Below are 24,342 nucleotides of genomic sequence, written 5' to 3'. Positions count from 1 at the left end.
TTCAGGCCAATGTCATGCAGGCATGAGACCGGGCACCGACGCGGGCTCTGGCGCTGCAACTGGTGCACCCTGGGTCTCGCCCTCCTGCTCATCATCACGCATCAAGGTGGTGGGCGCCACCAGCCACAGCGGGCGCTCGCTCAGGCGGAAATGGAGGGGCGGCACCATCCATTCGCGCTCGCCATCAAACGCCAGCTTGACTTGCGGTGGGCGCCAACTGGCGGGGGTGACGGTCAGCTCGGTACAGGCCATGCTGACCACGGCATTGTCTTTGTGCAGCTGCCCCGTGGCCGCGTTCCACACGGTGCGCGCTATGGCCCAGCGGCCTTGGGGCTTAAGCATGACCACGGCCAGCTTGCCGCCGTCGGCCACGGTTTGCGCCTGCGGCAGGCCCATGCGGTCGAGCTGCAAAGGGTTGTTGCCCACAAACAGCGTGGTGACCAGGTGCTCCTCTTGCTGCGCCTGGGCACCACGGTCGGTCTTCATCACTACGCGCCAGCGGCGGCCCGCCGAGGGGCGGAACATGCTCCAAACCGCAGCCGCCACGGCCACCCAGCGCTTTCGACCAAAGCGGCGCGAGGCCATTTCGCGGTCGGCCAACATCTTGGGGTACAGGCCCACACTGGCGTTGACGACAAACATGCGCCGGTTGACAAAACCGACCTGCACGGGGCGCAGGTCGCCGTTGCGCAGCGCCTGCAGCATGTCTTGCACGGCGGCTTCGGGGTCCAGCGCCAGGCCGTGTTCGCGACTGAAGTAGTTGAACGTGCCCATGGGCACCACCCCCAGTGGCACCCCCGCCAGCAGCGCCGCCGAGGCCACGGCGTTGATGGTGCCGTCACCCCCTGCCGCCACCACCAGCCCGCCATCGGCCAGCGCAGCCTGCGCGGCATCGCGCGCCAGCTGCACGATGTCGCCGCGCTGGTCGGGCACATGCCAGACCACGTCGTGCTCCTGCAAGGCGGGCACGCCTTCCAGCTTGGCGCGCAGCAGGTCCAGGTCGGCCCCGGGGCGCTTGGGCACCACCAGGTGGATGGGCCCGTGGGGACGGACAGGATGGGGATGCTCGGAAGGGGTCATGGTTCGACGGCTGCGTCAGGAGGCAACGCCTGGAGCGTCGGGCACGGATTGTGCCCGGGAGCCCCCTGCAGCCATCCTGAATTGTGTAATGCGGTGACCTGAATGATCGCCCCGCCGCGCCCCTGCCGCAGCCAGCAGCTGCGCCCTTGCCCTGTCAGAGTTTGCCGACAAACGCCGCATGGCAAGGGGGCATACACCTTCGCTGTGGCGGGGTGTAGGGAACTCGGTTACAACGCCCGGCTCCCTCCTATTGACTTCCAAAACAAAACGCAGAAAGCCACCAGCACCCGATGACGACAACGACACTCACGACCCCGATGGACCTTGCCGCGCTGGGGGCGCTGCTGGCGCGCTACCCGATGGAATGGTGGGTGGCAGGCATGGTGGCCTCGGCCCTGGTGGGCGCGCTGGCCCTGGTCGGCTTGCGCACTGTGCAACACCACAGCCCGCCGCTGCGCCGGTTTTTGCCCGCGCAGGCGTATGGGGTGGTGCTGGCCGCCATGGGCGCCAGCGCATTCACGCTGGTGCTGGCGGGCGCCACGATGGCCGAACTGGCCGAAAGCTGGAGCGAGGGCGGCCGTTGGGGAACACTGGACGATGCCATTGCGCAAGGACTGCGCACGCACGCCGACACGGCCGTGCTGCAGTGGTTTGCGGTGCTAACGCACCTGGGCGATTCGTGGGTGCTGGCCGGGTGCACCGTGGTGGTGGCGGTGCTGCTGTGGGCGTGCCAACACCGCCTACTGGCCATCGGTTGGCTGGTGGCCCTGGCGGGCAATGGTGCACTGACCAAGATCCTGAAAAAACTGTTCGAACGCGTGCGGCCGGAACACGAACATGGCATTGCACAGGCCCACGGTTTCAGCTTTCCAAGCGGGCACAGCAGCGCGTCGATGGCGGCCTTCGCCATGCTGGCCTACCTGGCTACCCGCCTGCTGCCAAGGCCCTGGCACCTGCCAGCGGTGCTGGCAGCGGGCGCGCTCACCTTCACCACTGGCTGGAGCCGCGTGGTGCTGCAGGTGCACTACGCCAGCGATGTGCTGGCGGGCTGGCTGCTGGCGGGCACCTGGGTGCTGTGCACGGTGCTGATCATGGAGAGTGTGTCGCGCTGGCGTGGTTCACAAAACCGCCTGGTGCAGGCCTGAACGTCTGTCGCCTTCATTCAGATGGCGACCAGATTGCGAATTCCCTTGGCTTCCATCTCGCTGCCCGGGCCGCGCGCAATCACTTCGCCGCGCTCCATCACCAGGTATTCGTCGGCCAGCTCCTGCGCGAAGTCGTAGTACTGCTCGCACAGCAGGATGGCCATTTCACCCTTGTCGGCCAGCATGCGAATGACGCGACCGATGTCTTTGATGATGCTGGGCTGGATTCCTTCGGTGGGCTCGTCGAGGATCAGCAAACGCGGGCCGGGGGCCAGGGCACGGGCGATGGCCAGCTGCTGCTGTTGCCCGCCGGATAGGTCACCACCCCGGCGCTTGAGCATCTGCTTGAGCACGGGGAACAGCTCATACAGGTGCGGGGGCACGGGGGTGGAACCGCTTTTGTACGCCAGGCCCATGCGCAGGTTTTCTTCGACCGTGAGGCGGCCGAAGATCTCGCGGCCTTGGGGGACGAAGCCGATGCCTGCTCTCGCCCGGTCGTAGGGAGTGGTTTTGTCGATGGGTTTTCCGTCGAACGTGATGCCCCCGCTTTTGATAGGGACGAGGCCCATGAGGCTTTTGAGTAGCGTGGTCTTGCCCACACCGTTGCGGCCTAGCAGGACGGTGACTTTGCCGGCCTGGGCGGTGAGGCTCACGTCGCGCAGGATGTGGGAGCCGCCGTAGTACTGGTTGATGTTTTGGACGGTGAGCATGGTGGTTTCTTGAGTGTTTTTGGCCTATGGCGCTTATTCAGCAAGCGGTAATAGCTATATTTTTGATAGCTTTCACTACCCGTTTGGGCTGAGCTTGTCGAAGCCGGGGCTCTCGTGCTGATCTGGCCGCGTGCCTTTGTTGAGGGCGGGAGCCGGGGTGTGCGCCCGGCGGCGCAGTAACTTTCTCTTGCCTCGCCAAGAGAAAGTCACCAAAGAGAAGGCGACCCTACTGTGCGCGTCCCTTCGCTGCGCTACGGGCAACCTGTGATGCTCGGGCAGAGGGTGCCACCGCAGAACTCGCTGCGCGCCTGTGGCGCTCCGCTCGGACAACTGCGGTGAGTCAGTGCACGAAGTGCGTGTGTCCTTCGGCACACGCACGCACCCCCTGCCCTGCGCTTCTCGGCACGCACAGAAGGGAACCCGGGGAGCGGACATCCACACGGGCCATTGCTTCGCTGCGCTGCGCTCGGCCCCATCTCGCGGGCGCAAACGCCACGCGCTGCGCACACGCGGCCGAGCGAAGCAAAGGCCCGTGTGGATGTTTGGATGTTCGGCTGTCCCTCCCCTGCTGGCTGCGCCTGCGACGGGGCGGTTGCGGGGTGAGCATGGGCGTCGAAGCGCCCATGCTTCGTGAACTGACTCGCCGTGGTTGTCCGAGCGGCGCGCCGCAGGCGCAAAGCGAGTTCCACGGCGCACCCCGCAACCGCCCCGCCGCAGGTTTGCCCCTTCGCAACGCGAAGGGGTCGCAGACTGGGGGTCGCCTTTCTTTTGCTTACTTTTCTTTGGCGAAGCAAAGAAAAGTGAGTCGCCTGCCGGGGCGACAACCCGGCCTCCGCACTCAACACAAGCACACCGCCCAAACCAGCGCGCAAGCCCCGGCTTCGACAAGCTCAGCCCGAACGGATAGCGGACGTTCTCAAGACCAAAGGAACCAGAGCGGCAAAGCACCATCACCGCCCCAAATAAACCTCAATCACCCGCTCATCCGCCTGCACCTGGTCCAGGGTCCCCTGCGCCAGCACAGACCCATCGCACAACACCGTCACGATCTCAGAAATGGTGCGAATGAAAGACATGTCGTGCTCTACCACCATCAGCGAATGCTTGCCCTTGAGTGTCAAAAACAGCTCCGCAGTGCGCGCAGTTTCCTCATCCGTCATCCCCGCCACCGGCTCATCCAGCAACAACAACTTGGGGTCCTGCATCAGCAGCATGCCAATCTCGAGCCACTGCTTTTGCCCATGGCTCAGATTCCCCGCCATGCGCGCCACGCTGTCTGCCAGATGAATCGTGTGCAGGATCTCGGCCAGCCGGTCCGACTGCATTGAATCGAGACGGAAGAACATGCTCGACGTCACACCCTTGTGCGTCTTCAAGGCCAGTTCCAGGTTTTCAAACACGCTGAGCTGCTCAAACACCGTGGGCTTCTGAAACTTGCGGCCGATGCCCAGGCTGGCGATCTCCGGCTCGTTGTGGCGCAGCAGGTCGATGGTCGAGCCGAAATACACCGTGCCGCTGTCCGGCCGCGTCTTGCCGGTGATGATGTCCATCATCGTCGTCTTGCCCGCACCGTTGGGGCCGATGATGCAGCGCAACTCGCCGGGTGCGATATCGAGGCTCAGGTTGTTGATGGCCTTGAAGCCGTCAAAGCTCACGTTCACGTCTTCCAAATACAGGATGCGGCCGTGGGTGATATCCACCTCGCCGGGCGTGGCGATGCGCGAGAAGCCTGCAGTGCGGCCACCGGATTCGGTCTGGCCCAGGGCAGCAGGTGCCAGCTTGGCCTGAATGCGCCGCGCGCCTTCGTCCATCAGATCAGGCGTCATGGCGCGGCTCCTTCGGTCTTCTTTTGGTTGTTGTTCTTCTTCAACTTCTTCACCAGGCCCACCACACCATCGGGCAGGAACAGCGTGACGGCGATGAACAGCGCGCCCAGAAAGTACAGCCAGAATTCTGGCGCCGTCACGGTGAGCCAGCTCTTGGCACCATTGACGATGAACGCCCCCACGATGGGCCCGATCAGCGTGGCGCGGCCACCCACTGCAGCCCACACCGCGATCTCGATGGAGTTGGCGGCACTCATCTCGCCGGGGTTGATGATGCCGACCTGGGGCACATACAGCGCGCCCGCCACGCCACACATCATGGCGCTGATGGTCCAGATGGTGAGCTTGTAGGGCAGCGGCGAATAGCCCGAGAACATGACGCGCGTTTCGGCATCGCGCACCGCCTGCAGCACGCGGCCAAACTTGCTGCGCACCAGCCAGCGGGCCAGCAAAAAGAACACCAGCAACGTCACGCCCGTGAGCACGAACAGCGCCATGCGCATGTTCTGCGTGGCCAGGGGCATGCCCAGAATGCGCTTGAAGTCGGTAAAGCCGTTGTTGCCGCCAAAGCCCGTCTCGTTGCGAAAGAACAGCAGCATGGCCGCATAGGTCATGGCCTGGGTGATAATGGAGAAATACACACCCTTGATGCGCGAGCGGAAGGCGAAGTAGCCGAACACAAACGCGATCACGCCGGGCACCGCCACGATGAGGATTAAGGTGGCCACAAAGCTGTCGGACAGCGCCCAGTGCCAGGGCAGCTCCTTCCAGTCGAGGAACACCATGAAGTCGGGCAGGTCGCTCTTGTAGTTGCCGTCGCGGCCGATCTGGCGCATGAGATACATGCCCATCACATAGCCACCCAAAGCGAAGAACAGGCCGTGGCCCAGGCTCAGGATGCCGGTGTAGCCCCAGATCAAGTCCATGGCGAGTGCGCAGATGGCGTAGCACATGATCTTGCCGAGCAGCGCCACGGCGTAGTCGCTGAGGTGGAATGCGCTGCCTGCGGGCACCCACAGATTGAGTACGGGCGCCACGGCGCACACCACGATGAGCGCCACGATAAAGGCTGACCAGCCGCTGCGGGTGAGCAGCGGTGCCGGAGCAGGAAGTTGGATAGGAGATGGCGTAGTCATATCAGTCTGTCTCTATCGGCCTCAATCGGCCGTACGCCCCTTGACCGCAAAGATGCCCTGCGGTCGCTTCTGGATGAAGATGATGATGAATACCAGCACGGCGATCTTGGCCAGCACGGCGCCCGTCCAGCCTTCGAGGAACTTGTTGAGCACACCCAGGCCCAGCGCGGCATACACGGTGCCGGCCAGCTGACCCACGCCGCCCAGCACCACCACCATGAACGAGTCCACGATGTAGCTCTGCCCCAGGTCGGGCCCCACGTTGCCCACCTGGCTCAGCGCGCAGCCCGCGAGACCCGCGATGCCCGAGCCCAGTGCAAAGGCATAGGTATCCACCCGAGCCGTGTTCACGCCCATGCACGAGGCAATGGGCCGGTTCTGCGTCACGCCGCGCACAAACAGGCCAAGGCGCGTTTTGCTGATGAGGAAGGCCACACCGGCCAGCACCGCCAGCGCGAAGGCGACGATGATCACGCGGTTCCAGGGCAGCTGCAGGTTTTCCATGAGCTGCACGCCGCCGCTCATCCACGCGGGGTTTTCCACACCCACGTTCTGCGCGCCGAACACGGTGCGTACCAGTTGCTGCAGCATCAGGCTGATGCCCCAGGTGGCCAGCAGCGTCTCCAGCGGGCGGCCATACAAGAAGCGGATCACGCTGCGCTCCAGCACCGCGCCCATCAGGGCCGACGCCATGAATGCCACCGGCACGGCCGCGACCAGGTACCAGTCGAACGCACCCGGAAAGTACCGCTGGAACACACCCTGCATCACATAGGTGGCATAGGCGCCGATCATCATCAGCTCGCCGTGGGCCATGTTGATCACACCCATCAGCCCGTAGGTAATGGCAAGGCCCAGCGCCACCAACAGCAGGATGGAGCCCAGGCTGATGCCAGTGAAAAGCGCGGCCAGCTTCTCGCCCCACTGCAGGCGGCCTTCCACCGCTGTCAGCGCGGCCTGGATGGCGGCTTTGACCTGAGGATCCTGTTCATTGCGCAGCTGCTCCAGCAGCACGGTGCGCGTGCCAGGGTTGCCGCTGGTGGCCAGATACTGCGCGGCCTTCAGGCGCTGCGACGCGTCGCTGCCGGCCAGCAGGATGCGCGCGCGGATGGCTTCGAGCCGGGCTTGCAGGGCAACGTCCTTCTCGGCGGCCAGGGCCTTCTCGATGAGGGGCAGACGCGCCTCGTCGGTCTCTTCGCGCAGCGCGTCGATGGCGGTGCGGCGCTGGGCCACATCGGGCGACAGCAGTTGCAGCGAAGCCAGCGCTGCGTCGAACTCGCCCCGCATGCGGTTGTTGTTGACGATGTCTTCGGCATCGTCGGGCACGGGCACCTCGGCGCCACTCACCGGGTCGTAGCCCTTGTCGTCTTTCATGACGATGGCCTTGTCGCCTGCGATCTTGACGGCGTCTTCACCCATGGCGCGGATAAAGGCCAGCGTGGCGTCGTCGGGGGTGGCAATGGCCTGCTGCAGCGCGGCGATGCGCTCGTCGGTATCGCCACTGGCCATGGCCCGCGCCGCCTCGGCCGTGAGTGCGTGCGCCTGCACGGCTGCACACAGCAGCAGGCAGGCGATCAGGCGTTGAAAGAAAGAGGCAAACATGAGAGGGCCGGTAGGTCAAATAGAAACAGGCCTGTGCAGCGCGCAGGGCCAAGACCAGGGCCGCCGCGCAAGGGCCGCCCCGCCGCGCTGGCGGCGTCCCCCCTCCCACGCGCAAGCGTGAGAGAGGGGGTGAAGGCGCGAAGCGCCTCAGGGGGGTGTCACAGCTTCGACTTGCCGTCCGGCTCGTCCTTCTTCTTGTCGTTGCCTTCGATATATGGAGACCATGGCTTGGCCTTTACCGGGCCGGGGGTCTTCCACACCACGTTGAACTGGCCGTCGGCCTTGATCTCTCCGATGAACACGCTCTTGTGCAGGTGGTGGTTCTTCTCGTCCATCTTGCTCACGATGCCCGAGGGCGCCTTGAAGGTCTGGCCGGCCATGGCGGCAATCACCTTGTCGGTGTCAGTGCTCTTGGCCTTGGTCACGGCCTGGGCCCACATGTTGATACCGATGTAGGTAGCTTCCATCGGGTCGTTGGTGAGCGGCTTGTCTTTGTGGCCGGCAATGCCCTTGGCCTTGGCGTAGTCGCTCCACTTCTTGATGAACTCGGTGTTGGCCGGGCTCTTGATGGACTGGAAGTAGTTCCATGCGGCCAAGTGGCCCACCAGCGGCTTGGTGTCCACGCCGCGCAGTTCTTCCTCGCCCACCGAGAAGGCGACCACAGGCACGTCCTTGGCCTTCAGGCCTGCGTTGCCCAGTTCCTTGTAGAAGGGCACGTTAGAGTCGCCGTTGATGGTGGAGACCACCGCCGTCTTGCCGCCCTGGCTGAACTTCTTGATGTCGGCCACGATGGTCTGGTAGTCCGAGTGGCCGAACGGGGTGTACTTCTCGTCGATGTCGCTGTCCTTCACGCCCTTGGACTTGAGGTAGGCGCGCAGGATCTTGTTGGTGGTGCGGGGGTACACATAGTCTGTGCCCAAGAGCACCCAGCGCTTGGCGCTGCCGCCGTCCTTGCTCATCAGGTAGTCCACCGCAGGGATGGCTTGCTGGTTGGGCGCGGCGCCGGTGTAGAACACGTTCTTGGACAGCTCTTCACCCTCGTACTGCACGGGGTAGAACAGCAGGCCGTTCATTTCTTCAACCACTGGCAGCACCGACTTGCGCGACACCGAGGTCCAGCAGCCGAAGATGACCGAGACCTTGTCCTGGCCGAGCAGCTGCTTGGTCTTTTCGGCGAACAGGGGCCAGTTGGAGGCCGGGTCCACCACCACGGGTTCGAGCTTCTTGCCCAGCACACCGCCCTTGGCGTTGATCTCGTCGATGGCCATGAGCACGGTGTCTTTCAACACGGTCTCGGAGATGGCCATGGTGCCCGACAGGCTGTGCAGGATGCCGACCTTGATGGTCTCCTGTGCGTGGGCTGGCAGCGCAGACAGGCCAGCGAGCGTAGCGACGGCCGCGAGGGCCTTGAGGGAATAACGACGTTGCATGTGTGCTTCTCCGGTGGTGGTTTCAATCAATCAAACCGCTTCGCTCGCCAGTCTCTTGCGGGGCCCTGGGTGATCGAGCGATGGAATGGATTCTGGAGAGCGGGGCCTGCTTGGGAAATACGCCGGGTGGCGTACACGGCGTCCCGGCGCGAACGCGCAACGCTAGGTCAGCCGCGTTGTGTCGGGTAGGCGAAACGCTATGCAATCAGTAGCTAATAGCGCTTGATATATAAGCGCTGAAGGCCAAAAACACTCAAAATCTGCGGCAATCCCGATGGTGGACAAACGCCCCTCGGATTTACGATGGGCGGCTAAGGCCCCAACAAGGAATGAACCCATGGTGAAACGACGCACAGTGCTCCTCGGCGGCGCCGCAACAGCGGGCGCGCTGGTCATTGGCTGGGGCGTGATGCCGCCGCGCCAGCGCCTGCACCCGTCCGACCCGCTGCCGCAGACCAGCGGGCAGGCCGCCTTGAACGGCTGGGTCAAAGTGGGGGCCGACAACACCGTGACGGTGATGATGGCCAAGTCCGAAATGGGCCAGGGCGCCCACACGGGCCTGGCCGCCATCCTGGCCGAAGAGCTGGACGCCGACTGGGCGCAGGTGCGGCTGGAGATGACGCCCATCGACGATATCTACAACAACCTCGCCACGGTGGTGGACGGCCTGCCCTTTCACCCCGACAACGATGGTTCGATGAAGGCCGTGGCCGGCTGGCTGACTGCCAAGACGATGCGCGAGGTGGGCGTGATGATGACGGGCGGATCGAGCAGCATCAAGGACCTGTGGCTGCCCATGCGCGAAGCTGGCGCCCATGCGCGTGCGATGCTGATCCGCGCTGCCGCTTCGCAGTGGGGCGTGCAGGCGACCGAGTGCACGGCCAACGCAGGCTGGGTAGAACACTCTGCAGGCCAGCGCGCCACCTTTGGCGAACTGGCCGCCCTGGCCGCGCAGCAGCCCATGCCGGGCAAGGTCACGCTGAAAGAGCCCGCGCAGTTCAAGCTGATCGGCAAGCCGCTCACGCGCATCGAGGCGCCGTCCAAACTCGATGGCACGGCCGTCTTCGGCATCGACGCCAACCCGCCCGGCCTGCTGCACGCCAGTCTCGTAATGTGCCCCACGCGCGGCGGCAAGGTGGCCCGCTTTGATGCAGCCGCCGCCCAGAAGCTGCCCGGCGTGAAGCACGTGCTCGAAGTGGCGCCCTACCACGGCGGCACGGGCGGTGTGGCCGTGATTGCCGACACGCCGTGGCACGCCAAAAAGGCCGCCGCCGCAGTCACCGTGGAATGGGACCACGGCCCCGCCGCCGCCTTGTCGAGCGACACCGTGATGGCGCGACTGGCCCAGGCGCTGGACCAGGCCAAAGGCTTTGGCTACCACAGCGCGGGCGATTTGGACGCGGCCATGCAAGGCGCTGCGACCACCATCACCGCCGACTACCGCGCGCCCTACCTGGCCCACGCCGCGCTGGAGCCGATCAACTGCACGGTGCAGTTCAAAGACGGCGCTGCCACCGTGTGGACATCCACCCAGGTGCCGGGCCTGGCGCGCCGCGCGGCGGCCAAGGCGCTAGGCATCGACGACGAAAAAGTGACCGTGCACCAGCTGCTGCTGGGTGGCGGCTTTGGCCGCCGGCTGGAGGCCGACTACGTGGCCCAGGCCGCCGCCATCGCCAAGGTGGCCGGTGGTGCGCCGGTGCAAACGCTGTGGAGCCGCGAGCAGGACACGCAGCACGACTTCTACCGCCCCGCGTGCATGGCGCGCTTCAAGGCCGGGTTTGATGCCCAGGGCCAGCTGGTGGCGTGGCACAACGTGTCGGTGGGCCAGGCCATCGTGCCGCAGGTGCTGGTGCGCACCTTTGGCCTCGCAGGCGCAGGGCCGGACAAGACCACGTCCGAAGGCGCGTTTGACCAGCCCTACGAATGGCCCCACGCGCGCATTGCGCACGAGATCGTCGACCTGCCGCTGCCGGTGGGCTTCTGGCGCTCGGTCGGGCATTCGCACCAGGCGTTCTTCAAGGAAAGTTTTGTCGATGAAGCGGCTCACGCGGCCAAGCAGGACCCCGTGGCCTTTCGCGCAGCACTGCTGCAAAAGCACCCGCGCCATCTGAAGGTGCTGCAAAAGGCGGCCGAGCTCGCGGACTGGGGAAAACCGCTGGCTCCGGGTGCAGCGGGCGAGAAGCGTGCGCGCGGTGTGGCACTGCACCAGTCGTTCGGCTCCATCGTGGCGCAGGTGGCCGAGGTGTCGGTGGGGGCGGACAAGGCCATCCGCGTGCACCGCGTGCTGTGTGTGATCGACTGCGGCGCGGCCATCAACCCCAACCTGATAGCGCAGCAGATGGAAAGCGGCGTGGTGTTTGGCCTCACGGCGGCGCTGTATGGCGAGATCACCCTGAAGGACGGGCAGGTGCAGCAGAGTAATTTTCACGACGTGCCGCTGCTGCGCATGGCCGACTGCCCACGGGTGGAGACCCACATCATCGACAGCGCCGAACCGCCCGAGGGCGTGGGCGAGCCCGGCGTGCCGCCCATTGCGCCTGCGGTGGCCAACGCCCTCTTCGCACTCACCGGCCAGCGCCTGCGCGCCCTGCCCCTGAAGCTGGCCTGAATCGATTCAAGGAACCACCATGTCCACAACCTTGCGCATCAACGGCAAAGCCATCGCCGTCACCGCCGAACCCGACACCCCGTTGCTGTGGGTGCTGCGCGGCGAGCTTCACATGAACGGCACCAAGTTTGGCTGCGGCATGGCGCTGTGCGGCGCCTGCACCGTGCATCTGAATGGCGAGCCCGTGCGCACCTGCATCACGCCCCTGTCGGCCGTGGGCGATGCCGACATCACGACCATTGAGGGGCTACAAGGCCCCGAGGCCACCGCCCTGCGCAGCGCGTGGACGGTGCTGGACGTGGCGCAATGTGGCTACTGCCAGAGCGGGCAGCTCATGTCGGCCTGCGCGCTGCTCAAGAAAAACCCCAAGCCCAGCGATGCGGAAATTGATGCGGCAATGGGGGGCAATGCGTGCCGGTGCGGGACGTATCCGAGGATTCGGGCGGCGATTCATCGGGCGGCTGAGGGGCGGGGTTGATTTTTGGTTGTTTCTGCCGCTGGCGCTTGTCCATAAATCGCTTATAGCTATTATTTTTGTAGCACATCCCAGGCTGTCGGCCATTCGGGCTGAGTTTGTCAGGGTCTGATCGGTTCATCTGCCCGTTCGGGCTGAGCTTGACGAAGCCTGGGCTTGTGCACTGGATTTGCCGCATGCCTGGTTGGAGGGCGGAGGCCGGGGTGTGCGCCCGGCGGCGCAGTAACTTTCTCTTGCCTCGCCAAGAGAAAGTCACCAAAGAGAAGGCGACCCTACACGCTGCGTCCCCACACGCCCTTGCGGGCGTGTGGGGAAACCTGCGGTGCTCGCGTCCAGCGGGGTCTCGCTCGAACTCGCTCCACTGCGTTGCGCTCAGACAATCGCGAGCCCTGATCCGCTGGCCGCTGCGCTCCTCGGCGCATCCTGAAGGGAACCCGGGGAGCGGACATCCATTCGGGCCATTGCTTCGCTCGGCCCAGTTTGCGCAGCGCGTGGCGCTTGCGCCCGCGAGGTGAGGCCGAGCGAAGCAACAGCCCGTGTGGCTGTTCGGCTGTTGGATGTTCGGGTGCCCAACCCCCTGCTGGCTGCGCCTGCGGCGGGGCGGATGTGGGGTGAGCATGGGCGTCGAAGCGCCCATGCCTTGTGAACTGACTCGCCGTGGTTGTCCGAGCGGCGCGCGCCAGCGCAAAGCGAGTTCCACGGCGCACCCCGCAACCGCCCCGCCGCAGGTTGCCCCTTCGCAACGCGAAGGGGTCGCAGACTGGGGGTCGCCCTTTCTTTGGTGACTTTCTTTCGGAGGGTGTAGAAGAAATAAATTAAAATCCTGTCGCACTGACCAAGCAGGAGCAATGCAATGGCAAAGACAGGCCGACCGCCCGTGATATCCACTGGGGAGTACGCAGCCTTGCGCGAGGTAGTGCGCGACAACCCCCAGGCGACACTGCCGGAGTTGGCCCTGGTCTGGGGCGAACGCATGGGCCGCAACGCCCCCAGCACAGTGACCCTGCGTGCAGCGCTCAAGGCCGCTGGGTTACAGCGGACACGACCCAAGCAGCAACTGGCACGCGCCAACCCCCAGCAGCCTGGCACCCGCTACGGCTACACCGCCCTGCATCGCCCCAGCAGCGACTCGGGCATGGCCCTTGCCCTCACAGACGCTGAATGGGCACTGGCCCAGGACTTGTTCGAACCAGAGCCCGGCGCGCGAGGTCGGCCTGCAACGTACTCTCGACGCAGCGTGGTTGAAGCGTGCTGCTACGTGCTGCGCACCGGCTCGTCCTGGCGCAACCTGCCCACCCAGATCTATCCTCCCTGGCAGTCGGTGCAAAAAGCCTTTGTACGCTGGGCCCGTCAAGGCAAGTTTGAAGCGCTGCACGAGCGTCTGCGCCAGCAGTGGCGGCAACGTGTGGAGCGCGCAGAGCAGCCCAGTGAAGCCGTGATCGACTCCCAATCCAACCGTGGCAGCCCTCAGGGCGGAACGCTGGGCTTTGATGCGGGCAAGAAGGTTCAAGGGCGCAAGCGCCATCTGGTCGTGGATACGCTGGGATTGCTGCTGGCGGTGGTGGTCACCAGCGCCGCTGTACCGGACCGCGCAGCGGCTGGGCAAGCAGTGGCACAGGCGTGCGCACGCACAGGCGGGTCGTTGAAGGTGTTGTGGGCCGACAGTGCATATGCCGGGCAATGTGCTCAGGAGATCGAAAAGGTGCACCGGGTGCAGGTGCAGATAGTGCGAAACAGTGGCCGTCACCGTTGGGATGACGCTCAGCAATCGTTGTGGAGCGAAGAGCAGCCGGTGGCCATGCCCAAGAAGCGTTGGGTGGTGGAGCGCACCCATGCATGGCTGGAGCGTAACCGAAGGCTTGTGATGCACCATGATCGCAAGCCGTTCTATGCGCAGGCATGGGTGTGGCTGGCGCAGGCGCGGATGCTGCTGGGGCGGTTGAGATAGATTTCTTCTACACCCTCTCGGCGACGCGAAAGAAAGTTACCGCGCTGCCGGGCGCGCTCCCCGGCCTCCGCCCACAAACCAGGCACACCGCCCCCATACACACAACCCAGTTAGAGTATCGACCTCGCGCAACCCCTGGCCCGCCCAGGCCTCTTATCCTCCCTCCCCATGTCCAACCTCGTCGTCCACGGCGGCACCCCGCTGCGGGGCCGCATCATTCCTTCTGCCAACAAGAACGCGGTACTGCCCGTGCTGTGCGCCACGCTGCTCACCAACGAGCCACTCAGGCTGCTCGGCGTGCCCGACATCACCGATGTGCGCAAGATCCTCGACATCTTCCGCACGCTGGGCAGCGATGTGCGCATGGACCACGCCACCGGCACGCTGGAGTTGCACCACCACGCCACCACGTTCGATGCCGCCCTCCACCGCCTGCCCGAGGAAATGCGCTCGTCCATCATGCTGGTGCCCCCGCTGCTGGCGCGCTTTGGCGTGGCGCGGCTGGAGGACAACGTCAAGGGTTGCACCCTGGGCGTGCGCGAGATCGATCCGCATGTGGAGGTGTTCCACCGCTTTGGCGGGCGCGTGGAACGGGCCGAAGGCTCGCTGCTGATCCGCTGCGACGGCAGGCTGCAGGCCAACCACCACTGGCTGGACTACGCATCGGTCACCACCACCGAGAACTTCGTGTTGTGCGCCGCCACGGCCGAGGGCACGTCGGTGCTGACGAACGCCGCGTCGGAGCCCCACGTGCAGGAGTTCTGCCGCTTCATGACCATGATCGGCGTGCGCATTGAGGGCATGGGCACCTCGCGCATCACGGTGCATGGCGGCACGCAACTGCGCGGCGGGGAGTTCCGTTTCGACGAGGATTTTCACGAGATCACCACCTTCCTCGCCTTGGGCGCGATCACGGGGGGTGACGTGGTGGTGAAGAACAGCGCGCCCGAGAACTTTCCGCTCATCGACCGCACGTTCGCCAAGTTTGGCGTCACGATCACGCACGAGGACGGCTGGTCGCGCGCGCACTGCGCGGGCCCGCTCAAGGTGCAGACGCCGTTCACCAGCAATGTGCTGACCAAGGTGGAGGCGGCGCCCTGGCCGTACTTTCCGGTGGACCTGCTGCCCATTTTCATCGCCCTCGGTGTGCGGGCTGAGGGCAATGCGCTGTTCTGGAACAAGGTGTACGACGGCGCTTTAGGCTGGGCGGGCGAGCTGTCGAAGTTTGGCGCGCATGTGTTCCAGTCCGACCCGCACCGTCTGGTGACCTTTGGCGGCAACCCGCTGACCCCGGCCGTGGTCGAGAGCCCCTACATCATCCGCGTGGCGATTGCGCTCTTCATGGTGGCGGCGAGCACCCCCGGGCGCTCGGAGATCCGCAACGCCACACCCATCCGCCGCGCCCACCCGCACTTCGTGGAGAACCTGCGCAGCCTGGGCGTGCAGGTGGAGTGGACGAGCGAGGAGTGAGGAGCGGACGGTGCTCAGGCGGTGACAACGCCGTCTGCGTCTTCGTCCGGCTCGATGAGTACATGGACCGCAGGGGCCCCACCCTGCTGCACATCGGCGCAGTACACGGCGTTGCGCCCCGTGCCCTTGGCGCGGTACAGGGCCTTGTCGGCACGGTTGACCAGCTCTTCAAAGCCGATGCCCGAGCCCTTGTGCATCGTGGCCACACCGATGCTCACGGTGACCGAAGCGCTCGCACCCTGCTCATTCACGGGCACGCTCAACGCGGCCACATCGTGGCGCAGTGATTCGGCCACACGCAAGGCGCTGACGCCATCGGTTTCGGGCAATACGATCACAAACTCCTCGCCCCCGAACCGCGCCACGATGTCCACACCACTGCGCTTGCGCGCCGCGCAGGCCTGGGCCACGGCGCAGATCACGCGGTCTCCCGCAAGGTGCCCCCAGGCGTCGTTGACCGTCTTGAACAGGTCAATGTCCACCACCAGCAGGGACAGCGGGTGGTCAAAACGCTCGGTGCGTTTGCATTCGTTCGCGCCCAGTTCCATCAGCGTGCGCCGGTTGGCCAGGCCCGTCAGCGAGTCATTGGCGGCCAGCAGCTCCAGCGCGGTATTGAGCTCTTGCAGCAGCTTGTTCTGCTCCAGCAGCTGCTGGTTGATCTGCGCAATCTCGTCTTCCTTCTGCTTGCGGTCATGGATGTTGAAGGTGACGCCAATCAACCGCTTGCCGGGCGTGGCGCTGCTTCGGTCCATGATGCGGCCGTAGTTGGCAAACCAGATCCACTCGCCCGCCTTGGAGCGCAGCCGGAACTCGGCACGGTACTGCGGTGTGATGCCTGCCACGTGGTCGGCCACCGCCTGCTTGACGCTTTCCAGGTCGCCAGGGTGGAACAGGCCAAAGATGTCCTGCACGCCCGTCACGATTTCGTCCTGGGTAAAACCCAGCTCCTCAAAGGTCTTGGTGGCCTTGTGGGTGACCTGGCCGCTGACCAGATCGTTCTCCCACAGGTCCAGCCCGGCGGCCTCCAGCACCAGCTCCAGCCGCTCCTTGTTCAGGTCTGCTTCATCACCCATGGCGGCAAAAACCCTTGATTCTTCAGGCCGACGGCATGGCCCCGGCGTAACCCATGTTGCGCAGCAAACCGGCAAACGAAGCCACGACACCCGGGGTGTTGTAAAGCTGGGGGGCCGTCCGTACGGCGATCACGCTCACCATCTGGCCCGTGCTTTTGCCCGTGGCGGCGTCAAAGTACAGGGCCAGGTCGTCACTGGCGTTGGAGAAGCCTCGGCCCGTGCTTTCCGAGTAGTAGCAGATGGAGTCGGGGGCGATGACATCGGGCGCCACGCTCGCAGACGAGTACATGATGAGGTTCTCGTTCAGGTTGTACAGATAGTGCGTCTCGGTGCTCAGGCTCGGGTCCTGTGTGTTGTCCAGGCGGATGATGCCCGAATCCAGCGACGCGCTGGACGTGGACTGCGTGACCGAGGTGATGAAAAAGTTGGTCACCACCGCGCTGGCAGAGCGGCCGGTGATCGTGGTGATCGCACCGGCCACTGCAGCGGTGGCGGGCGGCGTGGCGGCCTGCAGCAGAAACTGCCCCAGCCCCCGCGCCTGCTCCAGCGTGCCCGGAATGTAGCTGCCCGACAACGCAAAACCGTTGCCCGCGTTGGAGGGCCACATGGCAATGCCCGAATACCCGCCAAACCCGGCCACCACGCCACCCGCCAGGGTCTCCACGCGCGCAGCGGTAGAAGCGCCCAGCACAGCGGATTCCAGATCCACCAGCGTAGAGGCATCGCTGGCCAGCACAGCGGGGCACGGCGCAAGCTGCGCACCGCCGGTGAAGGTGGTCTGGGGCAGTTCGGGCACGGCACGGCCGGCGCCATCGCCGTTGACCACCCAGACCGCGCCCTGCGACATGGCCGCGCCAATGAGCGGCACGAGCGAATTGATGGGCCCGATCTCCACAGGGATCAAGGCGCCCAGCAGGGCACCGGTACTGGCCTCCATCACGGCCACGGTGTTGCTGACCGAGTTCTGCACCGCAGACAGCGTGAGGCTGTCGGCCGCATCGGGCGAGCCCATGATGGCGAGCACACAGGCGTTGGTGGCGCCGTCATAGTCCTGCACCGTGACCGTGCCGCTCCAGCCCTGACCAGCCAGCTCCTGAAGGATCGAACAAGCGTCGTGGTAGCTGCCGCCCCCCCCACTGGCCAAAACCGCTGCGCCCGCCGCAATCGATTGGAAATCGGCCAACCCATAGTTATAGACAACACCCATCTGGCGCCCCTCTCTTTTGGTATGGGAGGCACGATACGCCTGCCCGGTTGGTTGTCAATCCGCTGCATCCCATGCGGGCCCAGGGCGCCAACGTGGTATGACCCGGATCAAGGGCACGCAAGTTCCACGCCCAAGAACCGCACGGCCAACACCCGCAGCTGAGCGCACCAGGGCGGAAAGCACTCTGGCCTCGCGGTGCGCCATCGCCTATGCTCTGTCTGCGTTGCAGTTTTGTTGTTGTTTTTCCTGGCAGATGCCTACCCACACCATGAGCCTCCCCGATAAATCCCCCGTCTACGGCACCGAAGATCTGCTGATCAGCCTGTGCAACTCCGTCACCCGGGTCTTGAACGTGGCCACCCACAGCCAGATCCACTACTCCGGCATGGTGCAACGCATCAGCAAGACGTGCCTCAAGCCCGACATCGGCTGTTTTGTGCTGTTCGATGGCGGCTTCTCGGGGCTGGTCATCATCAACTTCTCGGCCCAGGCCGCGATGGAGCTGTATGCCAACTACCTGCTGAACATGGGCATGTCCAAGGACGATCTGGTCAGCTCCTACACGTCGGACGAAGTGAGCAACGTGATGGGCGAGCTGATGAACCAGGTGGTGGGCGACTTCACCGGCAAGGTGCGCCGCGAGCTGCAGACCCACATCACCCAGAACCAGCCCAAGATGCTGGTGCTGAACAAGCAGGTGATGCTGAGCGTGGACGCCAACCTGGACAAGCCCGAAGCCCGGCGTGTGACCTTCTACACCAGCAACAACAACATCTTCTACCTGGAACTGGCCATCGACCGCACCGAGTTCATCAAGCTCTACGACTTCGAGGCGCAGGAAGTGCCGGATGCCGACGCGCTGATGGCCCAGTCGCAAGAAGCCCCTCCCGTGCCCGCGCCACCGCCTGCGGGGCAGGACGACACAGACGCGCTGCTGAAGTCGCTGGGGATGTAGTTGATTCAAAAATAATAGCTATAAGCGCTTGTCAAATAAGCGCTAAAGCCGATTTTTGACCCAACTAGTCCACTGAAACCGAGAAATCGGCTGTGCGCCGAGGTGGCAGCGGGTGCAGCGCAAGGCGCGGACTGCGGCCAAGGCTGACCGCCTTGGCAAAGTCCGCAACGCCGCGATGCGCCTGCTGCCACCCCGGCCCGAAGGGTGAGGGTCTGGCAGGGCCGCCCTCGTCGTTGCCGTGCTCGCCGGGTGTGCAACCCGGCTGCGCCCGCCGCCTAGAGTGCGGCCCTGCCAGACCCTCACGCTCAGCCGATTTCTCGGTTTCAGTGGACTAGGGCTACCACTCCCTTCAGAAGACATGCGGGGCATGCGTCCTACACCCGCCCCCGCGCAACACTGACCGGGGCCGCCGGGCCAGGGCCTAAGCTGAAACGCTCATCACCCTGCCACTCGAAGGAGCCCACCATGCCACGCGGAACCTGGAGCGCCAAACGCGAGCGCCAGTACGAACACATCAAGGACAGCCTGCTGGAACGCGGCAAGGACGAAGACACGGCCGAGGAAATCGCGGCCCGCACGGTCAACAAGGAACGCGCACAGCACGGCGAAAGTAAAACCGCCGCCCCTCAGACCCTGCATGCCACGCCTGCGCCCGTGCGCGGAGGCAGGAACTCGCACCGTGGCCCGCAGGGGCGCACCCGGGATCAGCTCTACGAAGACGCCAAACGGCAGGGGATCAAGGGGCGCTCAAAGATGAACAAGCAAGAGCTGGAGAAGGCTGTGGGCCGCTGACGCGCGGCCTAGGCGGTCACACTGGCTCTTCAAAATTCATAGCTACCAGCGCTTTAGCAACCAGCGCTAGCGGCCAAAAACACCAAAATCTATCCCTCAAACTGCGGGTGCAGCTGCCGGATGCGGTTCATGGCCATGGCCGCCGCTGCGGTGCGCGTCTCCACCCCCAGCTTGGCGAACACGCGCTCCAAGTGTTTCTTCACCGTGGCGGGGCTTGCGCCCAGGATGTCGCCGATGTCGCGGTTGATCTTGCCCTTGACCACCCAGTACAGCACCTCGGCCTCGCGCGCGGTGAGCTTGAAGGACAGGCTCATGGATTCGATGATCTTCGCGTCCGACACCTCGCGCATCACGATGAGCCAGTCGCCGCCGCCGGCGCTGTCCCCCGCCTGCTGGTGCAGGCGGAAGGTGAGGCGGCGCGCGCCCTGTTCCACCGCCAGACGTGGCGGTTCCGCCAGCGATGCGGCCAGCAGCTCGGCGGCGTTGTCGGCCAGCACATGGCGGCGCAGCCAGGCCTGCACCGGCTCGGGCGCCCATTGGCCAAATGCGGTGGGCGTGCCTTCGGGGCTCACTTCGCCAAAGTAGCTTTGCAGCAGCTCGCGCGCCAGCGGGGTTTGCCAGACGATGCGGCCGTCCGACGCACGCACGGTGATGCTGGCGTAGCCAAACGCATCGAGCGCGTTGCGCGCCTCGCGGGCCTGGCGGGCGTCCTGCCGGGCCTTGCGGGCTGCGCCCAGGTGCACGCCCATGCGCGCCATCACCTCGCGGGGCTTGATGGGCTTGGTGACGTAGTCCACGCCACCCGCCTCCAGCGCGGCCACGAGGTGCTCGGTCTCGGTCAGGCCGGTCATGAAGATGATGGGGATGTGCGCCGTGGCGGGCGATGCCTTCAGGCGCCGGGCGACTTCAAAACCGTCCATGCCGGGCATCATGGCGTCGAGCAGAACAATGTCGGGCAGGGCCTGCGCGGCACGCTGCAAGGCCGCCTCGCCATGCGTGGCGACCAGCACGGTGTAGCCCGATTCATCCAGCGCGTCGTGCAGCACGGCCAGGTTGTCGGGAACGTCGTCCACGATCAGCACCACGTCGCTGTCGGTGCGGTCCAGCGCTGCACCGGGCGCTGCAGACGCGTGCAAGGAAGATGGGTTGGCGGTGGTCATCACTATGGCGCCTGCTCCAGGATCTGGCCCATGGCATCGAACTGGAACTGCTTGGCCAGCTGCCGCATGGTGCCCACAAAAGCGCTGTGCGCGGGCTGGCTGCGTTCAATGTCGTCCAGCGTGTTGAGGATGCCACGGTAGTAGCCCAAAGACACTGCCTGGGCCAAGGCGGCAAGGGCGGTGGTGTCGGGGTATGTGAGGGGCGCATCCGCTGCCGCAGGCAAGGCGGGGGTCGTATTGGCTTCGCCGTATTGCCACAGCAACCCCAAACGGCGCTCCAGCCAGTCGAGCAGCTCGCTATGGCGCACGGGCTTGACGATGAAGTCTTCGGGGCGGATGTCCACGTCGTTGTCCAGCGCCTTGTCAAACGCATTGGCGGAAACAATGGCGCAATGCACGTTCGGCAACCGCATCTGCCGCACGCGCCGCAAGGTCTCCCACCCGTCGATGCCCGGCATGGCCAGGTCCATGAAGATTGCGTGCGGCCGGTAGCCGGTGGCCAGGAGATCCAGCGCATCGTGGCCGCTGGCCGCCTGGCGCAGCTCAAAGCCCAGGGGTTCGAGCAGTTGCACCAGCAGCTCGCGGTCGGGCTCTTCGTTGTCCACGACCAGGATGCGGCGGCGCTCGCCGGCATACCCTCTGCGCGCGCGCTGGGCTTGCACAGCCACAGGCGCCGCCGCCTTGCCCAGCGCATCCCCATGCACCTCGGGCAGAAACAGCTTGACGTGGAACACAGAGCCCACGCCTGGGGTGCTGCTCACCGTCAGCTCGCCGCCCATGAGCGCGGTGAGCATCTTGGCAATGGTCAGGCCCAGGCCTGCGCCCGGCGCGGCCGCGGTGTTGCCACCGCCCGAGCCGCCGCGCGCAAAGGGCTCGAAGATGCGCTCGATCTCCTCGGCTGTGAGGCCTGGCCCCGTGTCCTGCACCTCGATGCGCGCCATTTCGCGTGCATAGCGCACGCGCAGCGTGACGGTGCCGTGCGAGGTGAACTTGACGGCGTTGCCCAGCAGGTTGATGAGGATCTGGCGCAGACGCTTTTCGTCGGCACGCACCACTTCCGGAATCACGCCCAGCACATCAAACTGGAAGGCCAGGCCCTTGGCCGCGGCCTGCAGTTCAAACAGGCTGGCCATCTCGTGCAGGCCATCGGAAAAACGCATGGGCGTCACGTCCAGCGTGAGCTTGCCGGATTCGATGCGCGCAATATCGAGCGTGCCCTCGATGAGCGAGAGCAGGTGCTCGCCCCCCCGGCGGATCACATGCACCGCCTGCTTGCGGTGCGGGGGCACGCCCGCGTCCTCGCCCATCAGCTGCGCGTAGCCCAGGATGGAGTTGAGCGGCGTGCGGATCTCGTGGCTGATGGCGCTGATGTAGCGGCTTTTGGCGTGGTTGGCCTGGTCGGCAGCACGCTTGGCTTCTTCGGCCACCTGGCGCGCCTGCTCGGCCACGCTGCGCGCGGTCTGCAGGGCCTCGTCGGTCTGGCGGTGTAGCTCGATCTCGCGCACCAGAAGGCCGGTCTGGCGGTTGGATTCCTCCTGAGCCACCTGGCGGCTTTTGTGCGCCAGCACCAGCCACCAGGCCACGATGCCCGAAATGACCAGCAGTGCAAGATAGGCCTTGAGCAGGCCCGAGCGCAGCGCCACTTCGGGTGCCGCCATCACCTCGGTGTCAGTGGCCGCCTGGGCGATGGTGTTGAGCTCCTGGTGGTACAGCAGCCCCATCACCGAGGCCAGCAGCGGCGCGATCACCAGCATCAGCAGCAGGAAGTGACCCAGGCCCGTGTCCAGGTAGCGCCACATGGCGCGCGGCAGCACCCAGCGCAGCGCGGCCGACCACTGCACCGCCATGCTCGCGTGGGGTTTGCACAGGTCGCCGCAGCGCGCATCGAGCGTGCAGCACAGCGAGCAGATAGCCCCCCGGTAAGCAGGGCACTGGGCCATGTCCGGGGCTTCGTACTCGCGCTCGCAGATCACGCAGCGCTGCACGGTGTAGCGCACGTAGCTGCCCAGGTCAGCACCTTGTTTGCCGCTGACCGGACCGTGCATGGGCACCGCCACCACATCGGTCACCGCAGTGGGATCGGGCTGGCGCGCAATGTAGTAGCGCCCTCCAGTGGCCCAGGCAATGAGCGGTGCGGTGACAAAGGCCACCGCCATCGCAATCACCGCCGAGAACGCCTGCGGCAGCGGTCCGAACAGGCCCAGGTGCGCGCTGATGGACAGGATGGACGCGAGCGCCATCGAGCCCACGCCCACTGGATTGATGTCGTACAGGTGCGCGCGCTTGAACTCGATGCCCTTGGGCGACAGACCCAGCGGCTTGTTGATGACGAGGTCGGCCACCACCGACATGATCCAGGCGATGGCGATGTTGGAGTACAGCCCCAGCACCTCGCCCATGGCGCGGAACACGTTCATCTCCATCAGCATGAAGGCGATGAGGGTGTTGAACACCACCCACACCACGCGCCCCGGGTGGCTGTGGGTAAGGCGCGAAAAGAAGTTCGACCACGCCAGCGAGCCTGCGTAGGCGTTGGTCACATTGATCTTGAGCTGCGAGACCACCACAAACAACGCCGTGGCCGCCACCGCCCAGCCGTAGTGGGGGAACACGTATTCATACGCGGCCAGGTACATCTGGTTGGGGTCCACCGCACGCTCGGCAGGCACCATGTGCGTGAGCGCCAGATAAGCCAGCAGCGCGCCGCCCAGCATCTTGAGCACGCCCAGCACCACCCAGCCCGGCCCGCCCACCAGCACGCCCAGCCACCAGCGCCCACGTGTGGCGGGGGTGGATGCGGGCATGAAGCGCAGGTAGTCGGCCTGCTCCCCCATCTGGGTAATGAGCGCAATACCGACCGTGAGCGCCGCACCAAACAAGGGCAGCTGGAATGTGGCGCCCCGCATTGATTCACCACCGTAGTGCACGATGCCGGAAAACGCACCAGGATCGCGCACAATCACATACACAAACGGCACCACCAGCATCACCAGCCACAGCGGCTGCGTCCACATCTGCAGGCGGCTGATGGCCGACACGCCGTGGGTGACCAGCGGAATCACCACAATGGCGCAGATCAGGTAGCCCCAGGTGGGCGGGATGTCGAGTGCCAGCTCCAGCGCATAGGCCATCACGGCCGCCTCTAGCGCGAAGAAGATGAAGGTGAAGCTCGCGTAGATCAGCGAGGTGAGCGTGGAGCCGATGTAGCCAAAGCCCGCGCCGCGCGTGAGCAGGTCCATGTCCACCCCGTAGCGCGCCGCATACACGCTGATGGGCAGCCCCGCCAGGAAGATGATGAGCCCCGTGGCCACGATGGCCCAGAACGCGTTGATGAAGCCGTACTGCACCAGCAGCGTGGCGCCCACGGCCTCCAGGATCAGGAAGGAGGCCGCGCCAAACGCGGTGTTGGCCACCCGCCATTCAGACCATTTGCGAAAGCGCTGGGGGGTGTAGCGCAGTGCGTAGTCCTCCATGGTCTCGGTGGCGACCCAGCTGTTGTAGTCGCGGCGCACCTTGACGACCTGCTGCGGCGCTTGCGCGTCGGCATCCGGCCCCAATGCGGGCGCCGAGGCCACGTCGGGCGGGACAAGAGAGGCGGTGGAGGGAGGCATGGACAGGGGTTGCGACAAGCCCTGCAAGTGCAGTTTCCATGCCACGGCCGCCGCGGGTGGGCACCACCCCTGCGCCCTCTGGCGTATGGCGGGCACGGGGCTTGCTGCCTATGA

Annotated in this window: 17 protein-coding genes; 7 read left to right on the top strand and 10 right to left on the bottom strand. The window is 65.3% G+C overall.

All coding sequences use genetic code 11. The features are described 5' to 3' along the window. Nucleotides 1–12: 12 nt before the first annotated feature. Nucleotides 13–1,080, bottom strand: a complete 1,068-nt coding sequence (locus tag ACT89O_RS06120; protein WP_487262093.1) for a diacylglycerol/lipid kinase family protein — start codon at nt 1,078–1,080, stop codon at nt 13–15. 290 nt (nt 1,081–1,370) lie between these two features. Here ACT89O_RS06120 and ACT89O_RS06115 point away from each other — a divergent pair, with 290 nt between their 5' ends. Then, entirely contained in the window at nt 1,371–2,225 is an 855-nt protein-coding gene (locus tag ACT89O_RS06115) for a phosphatase PAP2 family protein (protein ID WP_233559412.1), read from the top strand. A 17-nt stretch (nt 2,226–2,242) separates the two neighbouring features. On the opposite strand, the gene urtE is transcribed toward ACT89O_RS06115, so the two are convergent. From urtE to urtA, 5 genes are all read right to left on the bottom strand, one after another. Next, entirely contained in the window at nt 2,243–2,935 is a 693-nt protein-coding gene (gene urtE, locus ACT89O_RS06110) for an urea ABC transporter ATP-binding subunit UrtE (RefSeq protein ID WP_121422543.1), read from the bottom strand. A gap of 950 nt (nt 2,936–3,885) precedes the next feature. Continuing rightward, nucleotides 3,886–4,761, bottom strand: coding sequence for an urea ABC transporter ATP-binding protein UrtD (urtD, locus tag ACT89O_RS06105; RefSeq protein WP_487262092.1), 876 nt, complete (start codon nt 4,759–4,761; stop codon nt 3,886–3,888). Beyond that, a complete protein-coding gene (urtC, locus tag ACT89O_RS06100; protein ID WP_487262091.1) occupies nt 4,758–5,897 on the bottom strand; it encodes an urea ABC transporter permease subunit UrtC in 1,140 nt (379 codons plus the stop codon). Before urtC ends, urtD begins: the two co-directional genes overlap by 4 nt. Before the next feature lie 21 nt (nt 5,898–5,918). Beyond that, nucleotides 5,919–7,499, bottom strand: coding sequence for an urea ABC transporter permease subunit UrtB (gene urtB, locus ACT89O_RS06095; protein ID WP_487262090.1), 1,581 nt, complete (start codon nt 7,497–7,499; stop codon nt 5,919–5,921). Between the two features lie 158 nt (nt 7,500–7,657). Beyond that, nucleotides 7,658–8,929, bottom strand: a complete 1,272-nt coding sequence (gene urtA, locus ACT89O_RS06090) for an urea ABC transporter substrate-binding protein (protein WP_176888594.1) — start codon at nt 8,927–8,929, stop codon at nt 7,658–7,660. A 337-nt stretch (nt 8,930–9,266) separates the two neighbouring features. Here urtA and ACT89O_RS06085 point away from each other — a divergent pair, with 337 nt between their 5' ends. The 4 genes from ACT89O_RS06085 to ACT89O_RS06070 all read left to right on the top strand — a co-directional run bounded on the left by ACT89O_RS06085 (nt 9,267) and on the right by ACT89O_RS06070 (nt 15,430). Further along, nucleotides 9,267–11,537: a xanthine dehydrogenase family protein molybdopterin-binding subunit gene (locus ACT89O_RS06085; RefSeq protein ID WP_487262089.1), complete on the top strand. Its 2,271-nt coding sequence runs from the start codon at nt 9,267–9,269 to the stop codon at nt 11,535–11,537. Nucleotides 11,538–11,556: 19 nt separating this feature from the next. After that, nucleotides 11,557–12,015, top strand: a complete 459-nt coding sequence (locus tag ACT89O_RS06080; RefSeq protein WP_487262088.1) for a (2Fe-2S)-binding protein — start codon at nt 11,557–11,559, stop codon at nt 12,013–12,015. 850 nt (nt 12,016–12,865) lie between these two features. Continuing rightward, complete coding sequence (locus ACT89O_RS06075; protein ID WP_487260675.1) at nt 12,866–13,960, top strand: IS5 family transposase; 1,095 nt, start codon at nt 12,866–12,868, stop codon at nt 13,958–13,960. A gap of 168 nt (nt 13,961–14,128) precedes the next feature. Further along, a complete protein-coding gene (locus tag ACT89O_RS06070) occupies nt 14,129–15,430 on the top strand; it encodes a UDP-N-acetylglucosamine 1-carboxyvinyltransferase (protein ID WP_176888591.1) in 1,302 nt (433 codons plus the stop codon). 14 nt (nt 15,431–15,444) lie between these two features. Here ACT89O_RS06070 and ACT89O_RS06065 read toward each other — a convergent pair whose 3' ends face one another. Both ACT89O_RS06065 and ACT89O_RS06060 read right to left on the bottom strand, forming a co-directional pair. Next, nucleotides 15,445–16,503, bottom strand: a complete 1,059-nt coding sequence (locus ACT89O_RS06065; protein WP_487262087.1) for a sensor domain-containing diguanylate cyclase — start codon at nt 16,501–16,503, stop codon at nt 15,445–15,447. Between the two features lie 22 nt (nt 16,504–16,525). Beyond that, the gene (locus tag ACT89O_RS06060) at nt 16,526–17,710 is read right to left on the bottom strand and encodes an S-methyl thiohydantoin desulfurase domain-containing protein (RefSeq protein ID WP_487262086.1); all 1,185 of its coding nucleotides are present in this window, start codon (nt 17,708–17,710) and stop codon (nt 16,526–16,528) included. A 268-nt stretch (nt 17,711–17,978) separates the two neighbouring features. On the opposite strand from ACT89O_RS06060, the gene ACT89O_RS06055 reads away from it, so the two are divergent. Further along, on the top strand, nt 17,979–18,665 hold the full coding sequence (locus tag ACT89O_RS06055; RefSeq protein WP_121422533.1) for a DUF3334 family protein: 687 nt from the start codon (nt 17,979–17,981) through the stop codon (nt 18,663–18,665). A 465-nt stretch (nt 18,666–19,130) separates the two neighbouring features. Next, nucleotides 19,131–19,457: a plasmid stabilization protein gene (locus ACT89O_RS06050; protein ID WP_487262085.1), complete on the top strand. Its 327-nt coding sequence runs from the start codon at nt 19,131–19,133 to the stop codon at nt 19,455–19,457. A gap of 89 nt (nt 19,458–19,546) precedes the next feature. Here ACT89O_RS06050 and ACT89O_RS06045 read toward each other — a convergent pair whose 3' ends face one another. Both ACT89O_RS06045 and ACT89O_RS06040 read right to left on the bottom strand, forming a co-directional pair. Further along, on the bottom strand, nt 19,547–20,617 hold the full coding sequence (locus ACT89O_RS06045) for a response regulator (RefSeq protein ID WP_487262084.1): 1,071 nt from the start codon (nt 20,615–20,617) through the stop codon (nt 19,547–19,549). 2 nt (nt 20,618–20,619) lie between these two features. Next, nucleotides 20,620–24,228, bottom strand: coding sequence for a hybrid sensor histidine kinase/response regulator (locus ACT89O_RS06040; RefSeq protein ID WP_487262083.1), 3,609 nt, complete (start codon nt 24,226–24,228; stop codon nt 20,620–20,622). Nucleotides 24,229–24,342: the final 114 nt, after the last annotated feature.

This window comes from Acidovorax sp. NN32 (genome assembly GCF_057597245.1).
This window is presented reverse-complemented; position numbering and strand designations above follow the sequence as displayed.

Bases quoted from the DNA above. Each gene is read 5' to 3' on its own strand.
- ACT89O_RS06115 (WP_233559412.1), top strand. From the start codon at position 1,371: ATGACGACAACGACACTCACGACCCCGATGGACCTTGCCGCGCTGGGG.
- urtD (WP_487262092.1), bottom strand. From the start codon at position 4,761: ATGACGCCTGATCTGATGGACGAAGGCGCGCGGCGCATTCAGGCCAAG.
- ACT89O_RS06055 (WP_121422533.1), top strand. From the start codon at position 17,979: ATGAGCCTCCCCGATAAATCCCCCGTCTACGGCACCGAAGATCTGCTG.
- ACT89O_RS06120 (WP_487262093.1), bottom strand. From the start codon at position 1,080: ATGACCCCTTCCGAGCATCCCCATCCTGTCCGTCCCCACGGGCCCATC.
- ACT89O_RS06045 (WP_487262084.1), bottom strand. From the start codon at position 20,617: ATGACCACCGCCAACCCATCTTCCTTGCACGCGTCTGCAGCGCCCGGT.
- urtC (WP_487262091.1), bottom strand. From the start codon at position 5,897: ATGACTACGCCATCTCCTATCCAACTTCCTGCTCCGGCACCGCTGCTC.
- ACT89O_RS06050 (WP_487262085.1), top strand. From the start codon at position 19,131: ATGCCACGCGGAACCTGGAGCGCCAAACGCGAGCGCCAGTACGAACAC.
- urtA (WP_176888594.1), bottom strand. From the start codon at position 8,929: ATGCAACGTCGTTATTCCCTCAAGGCCCTCGCGGCCGTCGCTACGCTC.
- ACT89O_RS06060 (WP_487262086.1), bottom strand. From the start codon at position 17,710: ATGGGTGTTGTCTATAACTATGGGTTGGCCGATTTCCAATCGATTGCG.
- ACT89O_RS06065 (WP_487262087.1), bottom strand. From the start codon at position 16,503: ATGGGTGATGAAGCAGACCTGAACAAGGAGCGGCTGGAGCTGGTGCTG.
- urtB (WP_487262090.1), bottom strand. From the start codon at position 7,499: ATGTTTGCCTCTTTCTTTCAACGCCTGATCGCCTGCCTGCTGCTGTGT.
- ACT89O_RS06070 (WP_176888591.1), top strand. From the start codon at position 14,129: ATGTCCAACCTCGTCGTCCACGGCGGCACCCCGCTGCGGGGCCGCATC.
- urtE (WP_121422543.1), bottom strand. From the start codon at position 2,935: ATGCTCACCGTCCAAAACATCAACCAGTACTACGGCGGCTCCCACATC.
- ACT89O_RS06040 (WP_487262083.1), bottom strand. From the start codon at position 24,228: ATGCCTCCCTCCACCGCCTCTCTTGTCCCGCCCGACGTGGCCTCGGCG.
- ACT89O_RS06085 (WP_487262089.1), top strand. From the start codon at position 9,267: ATGGTGAAACGACGCACAGTGCTCCTCGGCGGCGCCGCAACAGCGGGC.
- ACT89O_RS06080 (WP_487262088.1), top strand. From the start codon at position 11,557: ATGTCCACAACCTTGCGCATCAACGGCAAAGCCATCGCCGTCACCGCC.
- ACT89O_RS06075 (WP_487260675.1), top strand. From the start codon at position 12,866: ATGGCAAAGACAGGCCGACCGCCCGTGATATCCACTGGGGAGTACGCA.